Annotated in this window: 16 protein-coding genes and 2 tRNA genes; 5 read left to right on the top strand and 13 right to left on the bottom strand. The window is 42.8% G+C overall.

The genetic code is table 11. From position 1 onward, the window contains the following. Positions 1–35: 35 nt before the first annotated feature. On the bottom strand, positions 36–6,392 hold the full coding sequence (locus AAFF35_RS26865; protein WP_342329556.1) for an MG2 domain-containing protein: 6,357 nt from the start codon (positions 6,390–6,392) through the stop codon (positions 36–38). Between the two features lie 159 nt (positions 6,393–6,551). Here AAFF35_RS26865 and AAFF35_RS26860 point away from each other — a divergent pair, with 159 nt between their 5' ends. Further along, positions 6,552–6,896, top strand: a complete 345-nt coding sequence (locus AAFF35_RS26860) for a nuclear transport factor 2 family protein (protein WP_342329555.1) — start codon at positions 6,552–6,554, stop codon at positions 6,894–6,896. Positions 6,897–6,980: 84 nt separating this feature from the next. Here AAFF35_RS26860 and AAFF35_RS26855 read toward each other — a convergent pair whose 3' ends face one another. Continuing rightward, positions 6,981–7,547 (bottom strand): hypothetical protein, encoded by a 567-nt coding sequence (locus AAFF35_RS26855; RefSeq protein ID WP_342329554.1) that lies wholly within the window; start codon positions 7,545–7,547, stop codon positions 6,981–6,983. Between the two features lie 218 nt (positions 7,548–7,765). Here AAFF35_RS26855 and AAFF35_RS26850 point away from each other — a divergent pair, with 218 nt between their 5' ends. After that, a complete protein-coding gene (locus AAFF35_RS26850) occupies positions 7,766–8,725 on the top strand; it encodes a hypothetical protein (RefSeq protein WP_342329553.1) in 960 nt (319 codons plus the stop codon). Between the two features lie 69 nt (positions 8,726–8,794). Here AAFF35_RS26850 and AAFF35_RS26845 read toward each other — a convergent pair whose 3' ends face one another. The 5 genes from AAFF35_RS26845 to AAFF35_RS26825 form a co-directional block, all read right to left on the bottom strand. Then, complete coding sequence (locus tag AAFF35_RS26845; protein ID WP_342329552.1) at positions 8,795–9,244, bottom strand: hypothetical protein; 450 nt, start codon at positions 9,242–9,244, stop codon at positions 8,795–8,797. 5 nt (positions 9,245–9,249) lie between these two features. After that, a complete protein-coding gene (locus AAFF35_RS26840) occupies positions 9,250–10,341 on the bottom strand; it encodes an efflux RND transporter periplasmic adaptor subunit (RefSeq protein ID WP_342329551.1) in 1,092 nt (363 codons plus the stop codon). A 5-nt stretch (positions 10,342–10,346) separates the two neighbouring features. Then, positions 10,347–13,496, bottom strand: coding sequence for an efflux RND transporter permease subunit (locus AAFF35_RS26835; protein WP_342329550.1), 3,150 nt, complete (start codon positions 13,494–13,496; stop codon positions 10,347–10,349). Between the two features lie 12 nt (positions 13,497–13,508). Next, positions 13,509–14,891, bottom strand: coding sequence for a TolC family protein (locus AAFF35_RS26830; protein ID WP_342329549.1), 1,383 nt, complete (start codon positions 14,889–14,891; stop codon positions 13,509–13,511). 76 nt (positions 14,892–14,967) lie between these two features. Continuing rightward, entirely contained in the window at positions 14,968–15,378 is a 411-nt protein-coding gene (locus AAFF35_RS26825; RefSeq protein WP_342329548.1) for a hypothetical protein, read from the bottom strand. A gap of 178 nt (positions 15,379–15,556) precedes the next feature. Between AAFF35_RS26825 and AAFF35_RS26820 the strand changes: the two genes are divergently transcribed. Beyond that, positions 15,557–15,925 carry a lytic murein transglycosylase gene (locus AAFF35_RS26820; RefSeq protein ID WP_342329547.1) on the top strand — a complete coding sequence of 123 codons (369 nt, stop codon included), beginning with the start codon at positions 15,557–15,559 and terminating at the stop codon, positions 15,923–15,925. A 178-nt stretch (positions 15,926–16,103) separates the two neighbouring features. Here AAFF35_RS26820 and AAFF35_RS26815 read toward each other — a convergent pair. The 4 genes from AAFF35_RS26815 to AAFF35_RS26800 form a co-directional block, all read right to left on the bottom strand. After that, positions 16,104–16,178: transfer RNA gene (locus AAFF35_RS26815), tRNA-Val, on the bottom strand. A gap of 76 nt (positions 16,179–16,254) precedes the next feature. Continuing rightward, positions 16,255–16,329 (bottom strand) — tRNA-Val (locus tag AAFF35_RS26810). A gap of 126 nt (positions 16,330–16,455) precedes the next feature. Then, the gene (recO, locus tag AAFF35_RS26805; RefSeq protein ID WP_342329546.1) at positions 16,456–17,181 is read right to left on the bottom strand and encodes a DNA repair protein RecO; all 726 of its coding nucleotides are present in this window, start codon (positions 17,179–17,181) and stop codon (positions 16,456–16,458) included. Further along, positions 17,171–17,527, bottom strand: coding sequence for a diacylglycerol kinase family protein (locus AAFF35_RS26800; RefSeq protein ID WP_342329545.1), 357 nt, complete (start codon positions 17,525–17,527; stop codon positions 17,171–17,173). The genes recO and AAFF35_RS26800 overlap by 11 nt, the downstream gene beginning before the upstream one ends. A gap of 166 nt (positions 17,528–17,693) precedes the next feature. Here AAFF35_RS26800 and AAFF35_RS26795 point away from each other — a divergent pair, with 166 nt between their 5' ends. Together AAFF35_RS26795 and rlmF are read left to right on the top strand one after the other, a co-directional pair. Continuing rightward, the gene (locus AAFF35_RS26795) at positions 17,694–19,097 is read left to right on the top strand and encodes an alkaline phosphatase (RefSeq protein WP_342329544.1); all 1,404 of its coding nucleotides are present in this window, start codon (positions 17,694–17,696) and stop codon (positions 19,095–19,097) included. Positions 19,098–19,141: 44 nt separating this feature from the next. Continuing rightward, entirely contained in the window at positions 19,142–20,083 is a 942-nt protein-coding gene (gene rlmF, locus AAFF35_RS26790) for a 23S rRNA (adenine(1618)-N(6))-methyltransferase RlmF (RefSeq protein WP_342329543.1), read from the top strand. Between the two features lies 1 nt (position 20,084). On the opposite strand, the gene AAFF35_RS26785 is transcribed toward rlmF, so the two are convergent. Then, positions 20,085–20,384, bottom strand: a complete 300-nt coding sequence (locus tag AAFF35_RS26785; protein ID WP_342329542.1) for a hypothetical protein — start codon at positions 20,382–20,384, stop codon at positions 20,085–20,087. Positions 20,385–20,396: 12 nt separating this feature from the next. Continuing rightward, a complete protein-coding gene (locus tag AAFF35_RS26780) occupies positions 20,397–21,686 on the bottom strand; it encodes a DUF2130 domain-containing protein (RefSeq protein ID WP_342329541.1) in 1,290 nt (429 codons plus the stop codon). Between the last annotated feature and the right edge of the window lie 27 nt (positions 21,687–21,713).

Genomic DNA, 21,713 nt, shown 5'->3' with positions numbered 1-21,713 from the left:
CTGTCTGAAATAGATTCAGACAGCTGATATTTTGTTTACTGAGGTTTCACCGTAATCCTTATTCCTGCAGAATGGCTGCTGAATTCCGGAGCATACATCGACTGCAAACTGGTAATTCCATTGGAGAAGTTCCCCGCATGACTTACCCTTAAAGCATATTCAAACACATATACGCCCTTTCTGAGGTAACTGATAAAGAAATTGGTGGAAGCGTCTTTTGTGCTTTCATAATAGCCCAGCCCGTCCTGGTATTTATACGTGGAAATCACATTTACCGGTTCAAATCCTGAGGAACGCATGTCCTTTAAATGGATGTATTCCATGTCTCTGTCGGCACGAATTTCTATCCTGACCTTGAGCAGGTCGCCTGGGGTCAATACATTTGTTGGACTCAGCAGCGTCAATACATCGCCCTTGCCTGATTGTTTCTGTAAAAACAGTTCTTTTTTAATTTTAACTCCGGTTTCCGCGGAAGTGATCTTATCCAGCTGTTCAAAATATTGCCAGTATACCCCTCCCCAGGCGATGGTTTTGTTGTTATTTTTAACCTCAATTTTGCCCATCTCTGGTTTTACATTTTCACCGGCAATGGTCAGTTTCTGGTAACCCGTTCCTGCTTCTTTCTTCGCATCGTCCAGGCCTAACTGAGCAAGGGTTTGATTTCCGATGGAGATTTCAGGTGCTGCAGATTCTTCCAGCATACTTGTTCCGCGAAGAAGTAAGGAATAGCAAGCGGCCGCAGTAGCTTTCGTAGTTTTCCAGTCGTTGGTCTGTTTGTTCTTTAACAACCATATTTTCATTTCTTCTACTGATTCTGCATCATTGGCTACTTCATCAAATACTTCTATCAGCAATGATTGCGTCTCAATCGGACTTTGATACCACCACCAGCCATTGCGGTTGTCCTCCCAATACATGCCCATCTCTTCGTTCTTACGAGCACTTTCTTTTAGGAAGCGGACAATGTTCATTGCTTCTGGTTTATTTCCGTTTCTGGCTAACACCAGAGCTGCCTGACCGCGTTGGTATGCGTCCATACTTTTCCAGCTGTTTTTCAGTTTGTTCAGATAATAAGCAACTGCCTTTTTAAAGAAAGGATCGTTGTTCTTATGATCAGTATAACTCCTTGCATACAAATAGTGGAGTGGGAGATAGGCCACTCCTTTTCCCGACACTTCCCTCTGGAAATCATCCTTTAGCTTCTCGTCCAGGTAAATGATCGCTTTATTCAGCATTTTCGGAAAGCCAGGATAGGCTTTCTCATCTATCATCTTCAACCGCTTTAATTGCCCCATACCCAAAACAATATGTTGGGTGATGTAGCGGTCTTCGGCCATTCCGTTAAACCAGGCGAAGGCACCATTTTCATGTTGCATGTTTTCCAGCTTCTCAAAATTACCTTTTAACTCGTAAGTCATCCGGTTCAGGTCAAATAGTAAGGCCAGTCGTTTCTTACGTGCGGTTTCTTCACCTGCATCTTTTACCCATGGGGTTTCTTCCAGGAGAATAGACTTCAGTTCCGGATTTTTCTCCAGATTAGACAATAGTGCTGCCTCATCTTTTTCCTGTTGCCAGCGGGTAAAGACTTGTTTTATTTTGGGAGCGCTGTTGATGATTCCTGTAGCAAAGCTGTTCGCATAAAAATGGCTGAAGGTTTGTTCTGCACATTCGTAAGGATATTCCATTAAATAGGGAAGCGCCTGTACGGCATACCACACTGGATTTGCGGTGAATTCCAAAGCTAAGCTTTGATTTTTTAAGGTTTTGGAGGAGCCTGATTTTAGCAGTTTCTCCAGGTTAAAACTCTTGCTGGTATTTCCACGTACATTCAGCGGCATGGTCTCCGTAAGGAGCATACCATTGGGCAGTACGGGAATGGTCATTTCTTCTCCGTCGCTATATTTGCCAGATTGTGCGATTATTTTATAAGTGATGGCTGCAATACCTGAAGGGATTTGCAATGACCATCTCAATACCTCATTACCTTTGTTGGCGACTTCAAAGTTTTGTGCTTCTTTAACATCTGCAGCCGTAATGTGGATAACTTTGTTAGTAACTGCATCTCTTAATTCCAGCATGGCTTCTCCTTTTAATGCTTTTCCGCTCAGGTTATTCAGTTTGGCGGTAAACAAGATGGTATCCCCCTCGCGGAAGAAGCGCGGGGCATTTGCGGAGATGGCCAGTTGTTTCTGAGTAATGAGTTCACGGCTGATATTGGCTGTTTTCAGGTCTTTGGTATGTGCAAAGCCCATCATTTTATAGCGGGTTAAAGATTGAGGGATGGTGAAATCAATTTGAATCTCTCCGTTTTTGTCCGTATGCAGCTGAGGGTAAAAGAAAGCGGTTTCATTGAAGTTGGTTCTCGGTATTATCTTTTCCAGACCTTTATCCTTGCTTGCTGCCGGGTCATTATAGCCTCCGGCATCTGCAGCTACCGCCGGCATTGGTGCCTGAACTGCAGCTGGGGCAGACTCGCTAACCAGACCTGCAACTTTTCCGTTCAACATAGACATTCCGCGTATCTGAACGGAAGCGGCAGTCTTCATTTGTTTCTTTTGGGCTGCATACCCCACAACGACCACTTCATTCAAAGCTGAGCCATCCGGCCTTAGGCTCACATCCAGTCTTTTTGATTTACCTGCTTTTACGGTAAATGCTTTAAACCCGAGCGCTTTAAATTCTATTTGCTGCCCGGAAGCTGCATTTATTTTATAGATGCCGTATACATCGGTAACCGCTGCTGCTTTACCGGATTTTACACTTACTCCAGGTAAACTATAGCCTTCTTCATCGGTGACTACACCATAGAGGAGGTTTCCTTTTTGCAGTTCTGCCAGCCTTTTAAACCCTGCTTCAGAGATATTTCTGATTTTTATTTTATTCAGATAATTGCTGTAGCCCGGATTGTGGCCACCGTAATAGTAATATCCAAAGAGATTCAGGTCTTCATATTTTCGGAATATCTCGGAAAAATAATAATCATTGTCACCCAAGAACCAGAGTCTGTGTCCGGTTCTAAGGTTGTTTCGTTCTGATGCCCAGGAGTAGCGATGATAGTCGTAAGTATTGATCAGCGGAGCATTCCAGTCCATGTTATTAAGTTCATCGAGCGATGCATCATAAAGTGTGGCCGCGAGTTCTGCCATTTGTTTTTCTCCTGTTTTGCTCGTGATGCGTAGTTTCCAGCTTTCTTTTTCACCGGGTTGTAATTTATTCCGGAAGGTTAGAAAATTAATCTCTAATGCTTTTTCGGGATCAATGATATTTACTGTCTGCAAGGAGTTATAAACAATACCATTTTGAATAAGGGTAAACTGAACAGCGAAGTCGTTCTGGAATTCTGCCCTCGGGCTTATTTTAATGATGTTTTGTTTGGTTGAAACGGTTATCCACACTTTATCCACAATTTTATTTTTGTAGTAGACCTCGTAATAAGCTGTTCCGGAGGATGTTGTTCCTGCCAATCTGAAGATGGCACTTTCAGTTGGTGAAATCTGGGTTTTTTCTGCGATCAGCCATTCCTGTTCTGTCAGGATCTGACTGGCTTCAGGATGGTAAATGCGCAGTACTTTCTCCAGATCAATGCGCTCCTTATCTTCATTAATGGCACTGAACTTCACTTTATAAAAACCAGGGCTCAATTGTTTTGCATTCAGGCTAAAGTTTCCCTCTCCTTGTTCGGCACTGATGTTTTGCGTAAAGTCGATCTTTTTTGCCGGCCAGTTTATAGGGTTATCATCTCCTGCATAAGCTTCATTTGGAAAAGCCTTAATAAATTCGGTTTTGGAAAGTGTATATTTTTCCGGGCTAATTGTAAAAGGATTTTTGTTGGGTATTCTTCCCGGAGATTCCAGTAAAAACCATTCTGTTTTTAATTTCGCTTTAGTGGGTTCTCCGTTCAGGTTGGTGATGCTAAATGGGATGCTATCTGCTTTTGAGCTTAAAAAGAGCTGCGGCGGTAATGCTACATCTAAAAGCAAGTCTTTGTCTCCTGCATTGATATCTTTGGTTCCCGTTCTGGTCTCTCCGTTAATATCGGTCACCTCTACCTTCACTGAATAGGTATACCGCTCTGCTTTTGGCTGACCTGTGCTTGCAAAGAACTGAAGGCTAAAACTACCATCCGCTTTGGTCTCCGTTTGGCCTATGGCGATTTGCTTTGGCGATTCTCCTCTGGAGCCATAGAGGTAGTGAGGAAATCTGCTGTTTCTGAAAACGGTATATTTTACTTTTCCTGCACCTACTGCATAACCGGAAAAGGTAGTTGCATTTCCCTTAACCAATACGCTGTCGTTCAGTTTGTACTTCTGGGTGGATTTATCAAAGAGAACTTCAAAGCTCGGACGTTTGTATTCTTCCACCTGTACTTGAATGCTTCCATAATCGGTGCTTATTTCCATGCTGCCATTCATTTTACCCATAGGAATACTAAAGGAGCCCTGAAATGTACCATACTCATTGGTGGTTACAGATACCTCTTCCAGCTCTTCGCCATTTACGTCGTCGAAGGTGACTTCGAGTTGTTGTCCTGCTACAATGCTATTTTTTGTGTCGTCTTTTTCGATGAGAAGTCCTTTATAAAACAAGGTCTGTCCGGGGCGGTAAATAGGGCGATCAGTAAAGAGGATGACCTGTTTTTTCTCACTCTCCTCTCTATAGTAATAATAGCGGTTTGAAGCATTGGTCATCAGGGTATCATCCTTATAACTGATCTGCACTTTTCGAACATCCGGATTCGGCTTGGAAATTACAACGCCATTTTCATCTGTTTTCATTGGAGTGCTATTGTATGACTTTGATACTCCTTTGTCGTAACGCTCATTTTTTTCCAGGACAGTTGCGTTTTTTAAACGTTTTCCGCTAAGACTATTGGAAACGACATATTGCAGTGAGTCCTCAGACAATCCTCTGCTGACCACTGCAAGTGCAGTGACCCTAAACTGATTGAGGCTATTGGTATATTTCTCTTTTTTGGGATCGAAAGTGTTTTGGGCGATCAGCAAATAATTACCCATTGGAAGCGCTTCCATCTGATCAGATAAGTGATGCTCCTGATAATCCTTTAAGGAAGGGACCGGAACAGACCAGGTCCTGAAAGGCTTTTCTTTTTTAATAAAAAGCTGATAGGCCTCTTTGTTACCGAAATTTAGATAAGACTCATCGTCAGTGGCAGAAATTTTATAAAGCTTCAGATGTACGGTATCTATATTTTTGTAGCTGAGTAAAAAACGTATCGGGCGTTCCGGAAGGTTAGCCTGTTTTATTTCGACTTTTATGGTTTCTGTCTTGATGACCCGGATTAAATTGGCCGCATTTTTCGCACCCTGGCTCTCGGGATACATTTTGATGGCTTTTTCCAGGAGGGCCATTGCCTTGATCAGATTTTGCTTGCTGCTGTCTTGCTGTCCTCCATTGTTGTAAATCTGAGCCTGCTGAAATAGTACATCTGCATATAATGGATTGCTTTCTGTTGTTTTTCCCAATGATTCCAATGCATGGAAATACAGACTGTCTTTTTGTTCATTAGCACTTCTTCCATAGATGAACTTTAATCTTTTAAGTTCGATCTCTGTCAGGGCTGCGGCACTGTTCGGCTGATCATGAACTTTAAGCAGTTGCTGGAATAGTTTTAACGCCTCTGCCGAGAAATAACTGCTGTCGGCCTGCGGGATCTTTATTGCTGAAAATGTCTTATGGTCTGCAAACCAGATGGAATCATCGAAATTGATGCCCTCCATATCTGTATTGGTCATGTCGATTTGGGGATTCATAAATACGTCTAGCGCACGATGGGCTAGAAGATCATAAAGACTAGGCCTTAAATCCCGGTTACTGCTGTCGCCGATGAGGATATCATTTAACACTCCAACCTTTATTTTTTGTAAAAGGCTGGCTTCGGAAAGGGAGCTGAGGTATGTTTTCGCAGTTTCATTAGTGATTTGTCGGATAGACCAGGTGCCGATCTCGTCACTGAGCTTCGTTTGGACCATGGTCCGTTTCGCAATGCGATAGCTGTTCTCCTGGTAATACTTCCAATACATTTCAGCAAGCAAGGATTGCAAAATGCTTTTTTCAGGTTGCTTTGCCAGTTTGATATCGCTCCGCAGGTCATTCAGAATTTCCTCAAAAGCATTTTCTTTCAGGTAGCTCTGAAATAGCATGCGGTACATCACAGATTTTACCAGCATGGGAGAATTGCCTTCCGTTCTGGCTTGTTTAATCAATTTCTCAAGAATGGGGAAAGCTTTGTTGGCCTGGGCCATGCTGGCTAAAGAATCTATTTTATCGAATTCCTTCATATAATTGTTTGCCGTAGGTTGTTGTGAAAAGCTACTCTGATAAATGGAAACAAAGCAGAGGAGTAAAAAAGAGAGGCGTAGCGTAACTTTCATAAGTCTGTATTTTAAAAGAAGATGGAGTTATTGGTCCAATTCCATAAGGAAGTTGAGATTATCAACTGATGTATTTTATTTAATCTATCAGGCATTCCTTAGTAAATAATAGTTTAATTTAGTTCATAATATTGAACGAATTAAGATAATAAAAAATAAATGAGGATTGATGAAATAATTCAGGCTCAGGTGAATGCCTATAATGAGCGGAATCTGGTTAAAATGATGACTTTCTTTGCGGATGACATCCAGCTCTTTGATTTTGCGGAAAGCAAGCCATTGGTTAAAGGAATTGCAGGAGTAGAAAAACTGTACCAGAATGTTTTTGACCACTCGCCAAACCTCCATGCGGAAATTTTAAACCGGATTGTATTTGATGATAAAGTGATAGACCAGGAAAGGGTGATTACCCATCAAGGAGGGGTGGCGACGGAAGTGGTAGTCATTTATGAACTTGCCCATGGATTGATCAGTAGGGTTTATTTCATCCAGGAAAAAAAATAGTCTGAGCGCAATGGTCGCAGGTGGGGAGGCCGAAAAATCAGAGAAAAACTCAACCTGAGCTTTTCTCTGATGGTGCTGCTTTTCTTAGAATAAGCCAAACATAATCCCCGCAGAGAGACCAGTAAAGCTTTTGATCGGATTTGCATTTGCGTGTGCAGAACAACTTAAAGCAATGTTTCTGGAAAAATTAAAGCTATACCTGAGCTCCACAGGTAGGCCAATTGCAAAACGCTGCTTAAAGTTTTCTTCCTGATCTGAAGTTTCCGGATCCTTGCTATTGCCTTTTACTACATGTGTAACGAAGGATACACCTGTTCCAAAATGGACACGTTGATGCCTGAAAAAAGTATAGTTTCTTCCCAGTATCAAACTGGCATCTGAAATTTCAGGAATGGTTTTTTCCCTATATTTCTTCTTCATATACTTGGGTTCAATTGCTGAAGTGATCTTGATCTTATAATAGTTTTTCCCCAACTCCAGCCATATTCCACCTTGCAACATATTGACATTGCTGTTGTTTTTGCCTAACTCAGCTCCCATGTAAAGGTTGTTGTATTCTTCAAACTCCAGGGAATCCGAACCCTGAGCAAAGGTTTTACCTCCAAAGATTAAACCGAATGCCATGCTGATTAAAATGATGTTAATTTTCATTTGATTTCGTGTTTATGTGAACTCAAATGTAGAAGCAAAATAATGGGTCAATTATTCTTGTAAGATCACGGTAGTCTAGTTAATAATCTTTAAGATTAATTGTTATCTTAGATGAGGAGATGTTTCACTTGATGAATAACCTTAAAGTATGAAGTTGGCTTGAAAAGCTAATAATAGTCTGGTCAATCGCTCTAAATAATAATCTTTGATGATCAAATATGCAACAGAATTTTATTGACCGCCTGAAGCTGACTTTGCCAGCCTATCAGAATCCTGCCCAAAGTATTGCCGACTGTTTAAATATCAGTTTAAATGAAGCGTATAAAAAAATCAGGAATAAGAGTGCGCTTACCCTTCAGCAAATGGTGAAATTGGCGGATGCGTTTAAGATACCAATCGTATACCAACCTGACGAAACGCCCACGGTAACTTTCAGCTATCCAAAAATTGAAGGCGGGGAGCCAAACATGGAAGATTACCTTCTTGATCTTTTGACTAACCTCAAGCTGATCCATGCTTGTAAAGAAAAACACCTGACAATCGTGACAGATGATATTCCCCTGTTCCACCTTTTTAAGTATCCGGAGCTTACGGCCTTTAAGCTGTTCTTCTGGTTCGAGAGCCTGAGCAGTAGCCCTCAGAAATTTGAAAGGTCATTTGTTACGGAAAATATTACGGCAATAGCCCAGGAATTAAGCCGTATTTATCTGGAAATTCCGAGTACGGAAATCTGGGCTAAGAACAGCATTCATGGGAGTTTAGAACAGATCAGGTATGCTTATGAAGCGGGATACATTAGCGATCATGCTTTAGCAGAGGAGCTGGTGGTACAATTGCGCTACTGCCTTACGGATATGAACATGTATGCCATGAGCAGTAAAAAGACCATAGATGCAGCGCATACTTTTAACTGGTACAATTGCGATGTTTTAGGTACCATTGCCTATCTGGCAGAAATGAACGGGACTAAAATCTGTTTCAACCGATTTAATACCTTTAACTTTTTGAAAACAGAAGATCCTAATTATTGTCTGCAAACCAAAGCATGGATGCAAAGTCTGATGCGTAAGTCGGTTTCTTTTAGCGGGCAAGGGGAAAAACACCGGAATAAATATATTTATCAGGCTTTTCAGGAATGTGATGCCTTGATCAAGGAGATCTCAGGAGAGCGGAATTAAAAGACCAGACAGGTACAGCTTACATAGTACCTGTCTGGTAGGGAATTAAGAAGTCTTCTTATTCCGCTTTTATTGATGACTGGCTACAAAATCTTTGTAGTTTTTCTCATTGGCAAAATAGGCGACACTGCCTTCTTCGTTGAGCAGGATGATATAGGCGGTTGCCTTATTTACCTTTGCTCCCGTTTGCGGATCGGTCGCGATCCTGACCGTTTCATCCTTTGGAATACGCTCTACGCACATCTCGCAGCAGCCATAAAACATATCCCCTTTGTAAGGAACTTCAATTTGTTTTTTCCCCATATAGGCGTCATTTACCATGCAGACCTCACTATTGAGCACCCTGCTTCCTTTTTTAGGACCCTTTGTAAGGGTTGCGGGAGCCACTTGTGCTGCTGCTTTTGTGGTTACGACTTCTTTATTTGTTGTGGTATTTACTGGTTGAGCAGTAGAATTGCAGGCGGCAAAGAGTACACTGGATAAGGCCAGGGTACAGCATAATTGATTAAATGTATTCATGATTTCTATTTTTTTATGGATGTTCCTTCTTCGATTTCTTCAGTTGCTTTTAGCAGGATATGGTCGCCCTCACTGAGTTCGCCAAATACCTCTACCTTGTCGGGCATCATGCGCCCTTTGGAAACAGGGATGTTCTTTGTCTTCCCATTTTCAACACGGATCACGTAGATGCCGAGATTTGCATCTACTAAAGCTGTTTTGGGGATAAAGAAAGTGGCTTGTCCTGCTTGCAAGGGAATGTTTGTTTCTGCAACCATTAATGGCTTCAGATCCTGGCCTACATTCATGAAATCTGCTTCAATCTTTTCAGACCGTAATTTCAGATCCAAAGCGCCTGATTTGCGGGAGATCCTGGCTGCATACATCTTTTGCGGAACAGATTTTACCCTAAACCGGATCGTATCTCCCACATTGAGGTAAGGAGTGCTGGATTCAGGAACGGATAAGGACAGGCGAAGTTTATGGTTGTTCTGGATGACAAGCAAAGGCTTATCGGCAGCTTTACCCATAGGACCAACATAAGCACCCAGATCTACACTTCTGTCGGTCACGGTACCGCTAAAAGGAGCACGGATGACCAGGTAATTGTTCATGGCTTTTAGCTCATTGTAAACAGACCTTGCGGCATTTACCGTTGCTTCATCGGCTTGTTTTTTTGCAGTAATCTGATCCAGGGCGTCTTTGGAAATTGCCCCTTCGGTTTTATCTGCGTCAAACATCCGGTCGTAATTTGCTTTCGTGGCAATGTAGATGGCTTCCTGGGCATGTAGTTTAGACTTTGCCGTAGCCAGTTGGGCGAGGACTTCCGGAGCTTCCAATACCATCAGTACCTGCCCTGCACTTACTTTTGAGCCAATGTCTACATTGATCTGCTGGACATAGCTGTTTACCTTGGCGTACAATTCCGTTTCCTGATCTGCAAGGAGTTCTCCTGCCAGCTTTAACGATACCCTGGGGTTGCTCTTCTGGATGGAAACCGTCTCGAAACTTGGCATCATCATCGGCATTGCCGCAGTTTTTGCGGTTTCTTTCTTCTCATTATTACAGGCACTGAAGGTCAGCGCCAATCCTGCAAGGATATAAGTTAATCTTTTCATTTTTCTTAATGGTTTGGTTTAATAAAATGGATGCTGTTCTCATCTTCCGGATCAAGCGAAGCAGAGATGGTGCTCGTTTTTCCCTGTACCCAGGCAAATACCAGAGGTAATAAAATCAGCACAGAGAAGGTAGAGGCAAATAAGCCTCCGATCACTGCACGACCCAGCGGCGATACCTGATCACCACCCTCGCCATGTCCGATCGCCATGGATAACATTCCTGCCATCATCGCCATAGAGGTCATGATGATTGGACGGATTCTAAGGGAGGCTGCTTTCATCGCTGAAGCAAAAGCATCTCCATTCTGTAACCGTAGGGTTTCTGCGTTGCTGATCAGTAATACTGCGTTGGCAATAGAGACCCCAACGGACATAATAATACCCATATAAGATTGCAGGTTGAGTGTAGAACCTGTTATTTTAAGGAGAACCAAGGAGCCCAGGACCACAAAAGGAACGGTGGTCAGGACCACGAAAGAAACTTTGAAAGATTGGAAATTGGCCGTCAGCATCAGGAAGATCACCAGAACGGCAATCAATAAGCCGTTGATCAGACTTTCCATCGTTTCATCCAGCACGGGCGACATGCCAGCGACGGAAATGTTCAGTCCTTTAGGAATTTCTCCTAAGGAAGCGATTGCCGCATTGACATCCTTTTGTGCCCTGCCAAGATCCTGATTGTGCAGGTTAGCGGTAACTGTGGTATAGGCCATCGTTCCCAGGTTATAGCTTTCACCAAGGGTAGTGGTTGGCATAATGGTCGCTACATCTCCCAGTACCGGGCGGTCGGAATTTTTGGACAAGGGGATATTTGCCAGTTCATCTTTACTGTTCAGTACGTTTTGAGGGGTCTGCACTTGTACATCATAGGCAATCCCCATCATTCCTTCCACCCACATGTTCTTACTGGTATACCTGGAAGAGGCAGTGGAAGCAATCAGGGAACGGGCGATATCCTGTGCATCAATTCCCAGCTGTGCTGCACGAACGCGATCTATATTGATCGCCATCGCAGGATAGTTTAAGGATTGAGGGATCTGCTGATCTCTCAGGTAATCGATCTCCTTTAATTTTGCCAGGAGCTTATTGGCATACATGACATTTCTCTTTTTCATCATTCCTGAGAAACGTACTTCAATCGGCGTATTGGTGCCCTGACTCAGAATCTTTTCGGTCAGCTCTATCGGCTCAAAAGAAAGGTGCAGTTCCGGCATTTTCTTCTTCATGTGTGCCCGGATCTGATCTTTTAAATCATTTGTATTTCCCGAATAGTCTTTCAGTGCCACCTGCATGAGTGCTTCATGAGGCCCTGCGTTGTATAAATAAATAGGACTCACTGCAAAAGATGAAGGGTGTTGCCCGATAAATACCGAGGATATTGCGATATGGTCTTTTCCGATAACGGTTTCCAGTTCACGCAGCATCTGTTTGATCTTTTGTTCGGTTTTCTCAATCCGCGTCCCTTCCGGTGCTTTTACCCGAACCTGAAACTGACTGGAATTTACTGCCGGTAGTACGTCTGTTCCGGTGATGCTGAACATCAGGTAAATCAGGCCCCCAATTGCCAGAAAGCTGATGATGATCACTGGTTTTCGTTTAGGGAGCAGGCTTTCCAGAAAGGCAATAAAGCGGTTTCGGAAACGATCAAAACGACCTTCTTTATTGTGTTCTTCTGCCGAAAGTGGTTTGATCAGCCAGTTACAAAGAATCGGAACGAAGGTTTGAGATAGCAGGAAGGAGAAGATCATGGAGAAACCGATAGCGAGGGCTAATGGCATAAATAAGGCTCCCGGAATTCCTGTCATGATAAAGGCCGGTGCAAATACGGCAAGGATGCACAACAAGATCAATAGTTTCGGGAAGGCAATTTCCTTACAGGCATCCCAGATGGCCAGTGGTTTCGGTTTTCCCATGGCCAGATGCTGGTGGATGTTTTCAATCGTTACCGTACTCTCATCCACCAGGATCCCGATGGCCAGGGCCAGTCCGGATAGGGACATAATGTTGATGCTTTGTCCGAAGAGCTTGAGGAACAGAACCCCGGAAATAATAGAAATCGGAATGGTCAATATCACGATGATGGCACAACGGCGATCTCCAAGGAATAATAAGACCATCAATCCGGTCAGTATGGCACCTAATGCACCTTCTACAATTAAGCTTTTTACGGCATTGATCACATAGACCGACTGGTTAAATTCATAAGAAATTTTGATGTCGCCGGGCAGGTTATTCTGGATATTCGGAATGGCCTTTTTCAGGTTACTCACAACATCCCAGGTAGAGGCGTTTCCGGATTTTGCAATATTGATGTATACAGAACGCTTCCCATTGATCAAAGCGTAACCCGTGGTAATGTCTGCACCGTCTTTTACGGTTGCCACATCGCGGATATAGACGTTGTCGACCTTGCCTTTAAAGATCGGGATATTGCCGAAATCTTCTACCGCTTTAATGGTATTATTTGTTGGCGTCAGGTAGTTGATGTCATTGATATAGACATTTCCCGATGGGGCGGTGATGTTATTGCGACTGATCGCTTCGACAATCTGATCAGGAGAGAGCTGATGGGTCCGTAATTTATTGGGGTCAATGTTGATCTCGACTGTTCTCGGACTTCCGCCGAAAGGAGGGGCTGTGGTTAGTCCCGGAATGGCAATAAGGAAAGGGCGCGCAGTAAAGTTGGCGATATCCTGTAGCTCATTATTGGTCTTGGTTTCACTTCTGAAAACGAGCTGGCCCACCGGTTGTGAAGAAGCATCGAAGCGGATAATGAAGGGTGGCGGTGCGCCCGGAGGTAAGAATACCTGCGAACGGTTGGACAAGGCGCTGATCTCTGCGATGGCCTGGCCCATGTCTATTCCTTCATAAAAGTTGAGTTTCATCAGGGTGAGTCCCTGTGTGTTTTTAGTTTCTATACTTTTGATGCCACTGGTAAAGAGCATCATGTTCACATACATCTTGGTGAAATAACCTTCCATCTGCTGCGGTGTATAGCCATTGAAGGAATGGGCAATATAGACCACGGGAAGGTTCATTTCCGGAAGAATATCAATCTTGATATCCTTAGAAGCTTTAATCCCGAAGAATAAAAGCCCGAGTACCATCACCATAATGGAAATGGGCTTGCGCAGTGCTAAGCGTATTAAATTCATGTTTGTTCGGAATTATTGGATGGCATTTAATAAAATAGACAATTCCCCCATTGCGGCAGATTTGATGAGTAAGGCTTGCCAGATGTTATTCCGGGCAATTTCAAAATCAATCTCCGCCCTGTTAAGTGCATAGAGGGATTGGGTCAGGTCTACGATGGTCGTTAATCCATTCCGGTATAAAGCCATGTTTTGGCGATAAGCATCGGATGCGGCTTTGATCTGGATTTCCGTCTCTTCAAAATTCTCCATTGCATTTTTTAACTTGGCATTGGCGAGTTGTGTTTGTGCAGATAAATCCTCATTGATGAGCTGATACTCGTTTTGAAGGGATTGTGTCCTGTGTTTTTGTTCCCTTGTCTTTGCGGAGAACCGATAAAGATTGGTCAGATTCCAGCTCAGGGTTAATCCCGCGAGGTAATTGCCACGGTCTATTCCTGCTCCTTTTCCGTAAGACCTGGAGAAAGCACTGTTGTCTTGTACATAATTCCATTCAAATCCTGAGCCGCGTCCCTGAAGTACAGCAAAAGCGGATAAAGACGGAAGTTTGTTCGAACGATGAAGCTTTTCTGCCTGTTCGCTGCTTTCTACTTTGCTTTTTTGCCATATCAAAAGCGGGTGATGGTTTCCTGAGGGATCCTTGTCTGCCAGACGTGGAGTTTTGCTCGTAAAAACGGAATCCAGGGAAAAGCTTTGGTACTGTTCACCAAGGAGTACGGAAAGCAATTTGGAATATTCCAGCTCCATATCATAGGCCTTAATCCTCGCAGACTGGGCATTGGAAACTTCTGCCTTTGCAAGAGAAGCGTCTACTCCCGGAATCAGTCCGCTTGCTGCACGGCTTGCCGTGGTGGTCATAAAGACCTGAGCGCGATCCAGGTTTTTCTCTTGTACATATTTGATCCGCTGACTGGCCAGCAGGTTGAAATAAGCGGCGCCAACTTTTACCTGGTGCTGGAACTTTTCCTGCTCCAGATCTGCAAGGGCTACTTTTTCATCTGCCCTTGCGATTTGGACCTGGTTTTTTATCCGTCCAAAAGTAAAAAGGTTCCAGTTGATATTGGCCAGGTAAAGAGAACCGAAAGCAGCATTCCAGTTTTGTTCTGCAAGTGGCATAGAGGTGGCAGCACTGCCTAATCCACCGTAAGCATATATCGGTCCGTTCTGGGCGTTGATGGTCCCATAACTTTGCTGTACCAACAGGGTAAAATCAGGTAAATGCTGACTTTTCTGGTAAGTTGTATTTTCACGGGAAGCCAGGACCAGGGCTTCTTTTGCTTTAATTTTTTCGTAGTTCTGTATAGAACGTTGTAATGCATCTGGCAGTTGTAAAGTTTGGGCATATGACAGCGTCGATAAACCACAAAGTACCGCTAACGCAATGAATCTGATATTCATTGTATAATAATTAGAAATTAAACCATCATGATAACTTAGTATGGAAACATACTACAGGTTTCAAAAAGGGGATGGTCTATATTCTATATACGCAATGTAATACATAGAGCGGGGGCCGCTCTTTAGGGGTTGAAAAATAAAACGAAGGAACATTAAGCTCCGTAGAAATGATCCTTTCGTCGAAAGGAAGAAGGGGATGATGATAAAGGGTGGTTTCTCCGGAAAACTTAAACAGTGTTTGTTGCTGCGAAATCTTCTCCACCTTTTCCGTGAGTTTGATTTGTTCTTTTTCGTGTTTGCAACAATTGTCTTTTTTTGTCTTCTGTTTGGTTTTGATCACGCAAACCGGACATACTGTGTTTTGATGATCATCTGGAAAGAACTGGATCTCCTGTTTGATGCCATTGCAAAAATGAGCACTGGCCGTAAATCCGGTGGATACGGTCAGGAACAAAATGCAAAGAAAGAGGCTAAACAGTCTTTTCATAACAGGAACAAAGATGCTGTTCTCTTTAAAAAAGATCTTATAGAATTCTGAAAATGATTTATATAATTTAGATCAGATTATTATATTTGTTTAATTTAGAAAATGCTCATTATCGGATAAATCTATCTGACAGTACTCCTGGTAGCATAGATCGCAAACGCTCAGATCAACAAAAAAGATGAATAAAACATGGCAAATCATAAGCATCACGATCGTTGTTATTTTTGGAACAATCAGGATCGTTAATTATTTAGGCAGGCCTGAAGGCAATGCACAGATCATTAGCAAAACTTATGAGCCTTATTGGCGGGATGATGCTGGTGACCTCCACCGTGAAATCAAAAAAAGTCTTAAAGACAACATGGTTAGTTATGCTAACTATTATATCAAAAAAAATAATAAGTCGGGAGATGAAGTGCTTGTAGCCTGCACTAATGATGAGGAGGTGTTTACTTACTTTACCTATTATAGCTTATCGGGAAGATTAGCTCAGCTGGAGGATGATGGCATTTCAAAGCCAAAATCAACAAATACGGCTGTGAATTAGTCCTGGAGAAACTTTACAGAGAGTTTGCATAGCCGTTAGTAATACAGCTAATGGCTAGATGTTTGGAAATATAGCGGTTGTACCTGAGTTTGACAAGCATTCGGGATCTCCTCGAATTGCTGTTTCAGGAAAAGTTGAACATATAAAAAAAACCTTCCAGAATATCTGAAAGGTTTAGTGGGAGATACTGGGTTCGAACCAGTGACCCCCTGCTTGTAAGGCAGGTGCTCTGAACCAGCTGAGCTAATCTCCCTTTGGTTCTACTCTTTTTATATCCAACCGAGTAAGGTTGCTATTTAAAAAGCCTTAGATTTCTCTGAGGCTTTTAGTGGGAGATACTGGGTTCGAACCAGTGACCCCCTGCTTGTAAGGCAGGTGCTCTGAACCAGCTGAGCTAATCTCCCCTTGATTCTACTCTTTTTGTATTAAAACCAGCTGAGTAAGCCGTATTCGTTTGTCAAAGTTCCCTTCGTTTTGGGATTGCAAATATACACCCTAAAATCATTTTTGCAAAAGTTTTTTCAGCTTTTTTATGAGAGCACATCTTCAAGGACCTGATGTGAGCGGATTTCTCCGAAAGAAGCGGTATGTAAGGTGTAGTAAACCAGTATTTTATCAAGAATGGAACGTCTTGTTTTATTTTCTAATTTAATTTCATTTATTTTTTCAAAAGGAGAAATATAGAGTGAAATAAATAGGACAGCATCGGCTTTATCTATAAAATAGGGGTGTACAGGGGGAAGAGATTTGAACTCCCCTTCCTGCAAATCGAAATAGCTCTGGTCGCTTTTTGTCTCCGTACTTGGTGCAAAACCTAAATAACGGGAGAGTTTTAGCAAAAAAGCAAGGTGGAAATTCACGTTCGTTTCTTCTGATTCGTCAAACCAGCATACAGCACTGAAGATGAAATCAAACAAATGTTCATCTGCCATTTGCTGTCGGATGCTTTTATATAAAACTTCATTCAGAAAAATGGTGATAGTGCTTTTTATGATGTCATAAGGAATACTGCGAAAGATAGGCGTTGGCCTTAACTCTGAAATCCGCTGGATACTGCTATTCACCTTATGATAAACAATCATTTCTACCAGGTGAAGTGGTTGCAGCATGTTCATCCTGATTTTGGCTTTTGGCTTTCTAACCCCGTTGATCATGTACGACTGGATTCCGAATTTCTCGGTAAACATCTGTACCACGACACTACTTTCACTGTAGAGTGTAGTTTTAAGTATAATTCCCCGGGTTTTATGCAGCATAGCTTATTTTGGGAATGAAAATGATCAGTCCGATGAGTACCGAAGTAATGGCTGCGATCAATACTGCAGCGGCAGCCGTATCTTTAATGATCTTTGCCTTCGGATGAATATCCGGAGAAACCAGGTCTACCAGAACTTCGACGGCAGTGTTGAACAATTCAGAGAGCAATACGATTCCGGCAGCAACAACAATCCAGAGCCATTCGCCGGCGGACAATTGAAAATACCATCCCGCAAGGCCAACAACAAACAATGCTGCAATATGGAACCTGAAATTAAACTGGCTTTTAAAGGCATGGACAATCCCTGAAAATGCATAACCGAAACTTTTTATAAACTTAGCCATATCATGCCGTCCAAATGAGGATTTATTCTGATGCAAAGTACGTCATGCTTTCTAACATATCCAATTATTAATTGTGCGTCGATTTGAGATTACTGTTAACAATACCTTAACGGGGAGTTAAGCCTGAAGTATCCTTAGGATGATACTTTTGCTCAAAACACACAGAATGAATAGAAGATCATTATTAAAGGGAGGATTGCTGGCCGGATTGGGTTTGCCATTTTTATCTGCGGGCGATGTATTGGCGAAACCAGGTTCTCTGAAGAAAAAGGCAAAGAACATTATTATGTTAGTCAGTGATGGAATGAGTCAGGGAACGTTGAATATGGCAGATCTTTATGCACAGCGTGCTTTTGGTAAAACCAGTACCTGGATGCAGTTGTACCGTGATGGTAAAGTGACCCGTGGTTTAATGGATACGGCATCTGCCAGTTCTATGGTGACTGATTCTGCTGCGGCAAGTTCCTCCTGGGGAGGTGGTATGCGCGTTAACAATGGCTCCCTGAATGTAGGGCCGAATGGTGAAAAACCACAACCGATCCTTCAGAAATTTAAAGAATCCGGTAAAAAAGTAGGCTGTGTAACCACTGTTCCGATCACCCATGCTACTCCTGCAGGATTTTGTGTGAACATCAATAGTCGCAATGGGATGGAAGAGATTGCAGAAATGTACCTTAACCTGAAGTTTGATGTGATGATGGGTGGTGGTGCCGATTACTTCGGACCAAAAAGAAAAAATGGGAATTTACTCCCTAAATATTTAACACAGGGATTTAAAGTAGTCGAAAATAAGGCAGAAATGATGGGTTACAAAGGCAATGCTCCTGTTTTGGGCATTTTTGCTCCTGATGGATTGCCTTATGAAATAGACCGTAAAAATACGCCTCAGCTGCTGAAAGATATTCCTTCGCTGGCAGAAATGACCAGCAAGGCGATTTCCTTAATGAAAGACCATAAAGATGGTTTTGTATTACAGGTAGAAGGTGGAAGGGTAGACTGGGCGGCTCATGGAAATGACATTGGCGGACTGATTTTCGACCAATTGGCTTTTGATGAAGCAGTAGCCGTTGCGATTGATTTTGCCGAAAAGGACGGAGAAACATTGGTGATCATTACGACCGATCATGCAAATGCAAACCCTGGTTTATTCTCTGGTAGTAAGGCCGACAAGAACTTCGATAGCCTTCAGTTATTTAAACACAGCAATCAGTGGGTGTTGAACCAACTGAACCGGACTTCCAGCCCTGCACAGGTGATAGAGCTGATCAAAAGTGGTCAGGGAATGCTGATCACCGATGCAGAAGCTAAAAACCTATTGACTCATTTCTCTGATATTCAGGAAGGACAATTGTATAATGACGAAAAACTGCCTTTCTATGAAATGGCAAAGATGCAGTTTACACATACCTCTGTGGGTTGGGCAGGAATGGACCATGCTGCCGATTTTGTAGAGATTGCAATGTTTGGACCTGGCAGTGAGCAGTTAAAGCCATTAATCAAAAATACAGAGGTTCATAACATGATGTTACATGCGGCAGAAGTAGCGGAACATTATTTAGTGAAGGCCTGAAATTAAAATAACATTACCTTTGGCGAATTATTTAGTCGAAGGTAATGTCTATAGAAAAACAAGTCTTACATCCAAGAAACAAGCATCGGTCCAGGTATGATTTTCCGGAGCTGATTAAAAGTCTGCCGGAATTGCGTCCTTTTGTTGCCCTTAATGCCTATGGTGATGAATCGATAGATTTTTCGGATCCTGTGGCGGTGAAGCTCTTGAATAAAGCATTACTGAAACATTTCTATCAGATAGACCATTGGGATATCCCGGAAGGTTATCTATGTCCGCCAATTCCCGGAAGGGCAGATTATATTCATTACCTGGCCGATTTACTGGCTTCCGTCAATGATGGCGTTGTGCCCAGAGGAAAAAATGTAAAAGGTCTGGATATTGGCCTGGGCGCAAATTGCATTTATCCGATCATTGGCCATCAGGAGTACGGATGGACCTTCGGCGGTTCCGATGTAGATAGTTCTGCCATTAAATCAGCGAAGAACATTGCTGCGATAAACCCGGCATTATCTGCCTCTGTATTCCCAAGACTGCAAAGCAACAAAAATCATATTTTTAAAGGTGTGGTAAAACCGGGAGAGGTCTTTGATTTTACTTTGTGCAATCCCCCTTTCCATGCTTCTGCAGCAGAGGCACAGGCGGGAAGCCAGCGTAAAGTGAGGAATCTGGGTAAGCAGAAAGGGAAAGAAACGGTACTTAATTTTGGCGGACAGCAGGCCGAGCTCTGGTGTGAAGGTGGTGAAGTGGGCTTTATCCGGAAGATGATCGAAGAGAGTGCCGCCTTGGGTAAACAATGCTTCTGGTTCTCCACGCTGGTTTCAAAGAGCATGAATGTCCCTTTTATTTACGGTTCTTTGGAAAGGCAACGTCCGGTAGAGATCAGAACGATAGAGATGGCGCAAGGTCAGAAGATCAGTCGTTTTGTAGCCTGGACTTTCCTAAGTCCTGAGGAGCAGACAAGCTGGAGGAAAAACAGGTGGTAGCCTAAATTACTTTCGCTTTTTTATTTTTAAAAGAACCAATTAACTCCCCTGTTTCCATGTGTTTGAACAACAGGGGATCACTTTCTTTAAATCGTTTTTTAAGCATATAGTAAAGATGCAGGCATTTGATCCAGTTCAATGCCGTAGCAGCATCTTTCCAGATATCAGGATATAAATATATCTCCTTTTCTTCCAGCCGGATCAGGTTCTTTTCTTCCAGTTCTTTTACGTTGGCAATGATCTTAGCTGTCTGAGCAGCCAGGTTTGCCGTATTTTGGACTTTCTTCTTTGCGTAGATCATCAACAGAAATTATTATTCTAATAGCAGGGCATCATCATCTTCATCATCAGTAAGGCTGAGCTGAATGGTATCTGTGCCGGCAATGCCTTCGATAGAACCCCGGATATGCGCTGCGTTCAGCATCACTTTTTCCAGTTGTTTCTCACGGGCTTTCCAGAGTTTTTCCATCGCATCACGTTCTTTCTGGATAGAGAGTTTCATACTCATGAAACCTTCTCTGATGGCTTTCCATTGTTCTGAAAATTCATTGCTGGTCAGGTAATCGTATAACATGTGCATTTTGTCGCCACGGTTTTCCTGGGATTTTATGGCGCCAAACAATTTGACAATACCATCCCTGAGGATATAAGAAACTGCCCTTACTTCCTCAAAGGAACAAATCCAGACCCCGTCTTTTTCTCCAAAACAATCCATGCCTTTAGGGTAGCTTTGTGTCACGATTACCGCCACGTCAACTCCCATGCTGCGCATGTCTTTTTTCAGTTTCTCAATCCATTCCATAGAGAAGTCCTTGGTTCGTTTGCTCTCATAAATGATCTTGCCGCATTCCTGTCCGAATTGATTTCTGATATGGTGTACACAATCTGCCCCTCTTACGCCTTTACCGACTTCGGTAACGAGATCAAAAGGGAAGGCATTGCGCAAAAGCTCTTCCAGGATCAGCTCCTGAACTTCGCCCTGCAATTGCATAGAGCCTTGTTCGGCCTTACGCTTCATTTCCTCGGCCAGTTTTTTCTGGTCATCGAGCTGTTTTTCCAGTTCCTTTACCCTGAGCTGGTGTTCGGTATCTTTAAGGTTATTCTTTTCTGTTTCCTGTTTTCTAATCTGCTCGACCATTTCTGCACGTTGCTCCTGAAGTTTGCGTTGAAGCTGGATTTCCATTTCTTCTTCCTTTTCCTTCATTGCTTTTTCCTTCATCAGAAAGTCCAGCTCTTTGGCGCGGGCAAGCTTCAGTTTCTCTTCACTCTCTTTGTTGGCCGTGTCCATCATTTGAAGTTTGTTCTCAAAATCACTGGCAATGCTTTTTCTTAAACTCTCTTCCAGGGCGGTCTGCAGAACTTTCTTCTCTTCTGCCAGCTTCTGCTCGAATGCCTGGGCCTGGAGCTTGTGTTGCTGCTCAAATACCTGCTCCTGCTGTTTCTGCTGCTGGCTTAACTCATTCAGTTTTTTATTATATTCTTCGTCCTTTTGTTTGGTAAAAGAGACCATCTTTTCTCTGAGGTCTTTTTTATATTCCTCTGCCATTACCTCTTCTATAGGAAAAGTGTGTGCACAATTAGGGCATTTTATTTCTGTTGACATATCTCGAATGTAATGGGACCGGATGAA

Source organism: Pedobacter sp. FW305-3-2-15-E-R2A2 (genome assembly GCF_038446955.1).
Taxonomy (GTDB): Bacteria; Bacteroidota; Bacteroidia; order Sphingobacteriales; family Sphingobacteriaceae; genus Pedobacter.
Note: the sequence above shows the minus strand (reverse complement) of the source record. Positions and strands in the feature narration are given on the sequence as shown.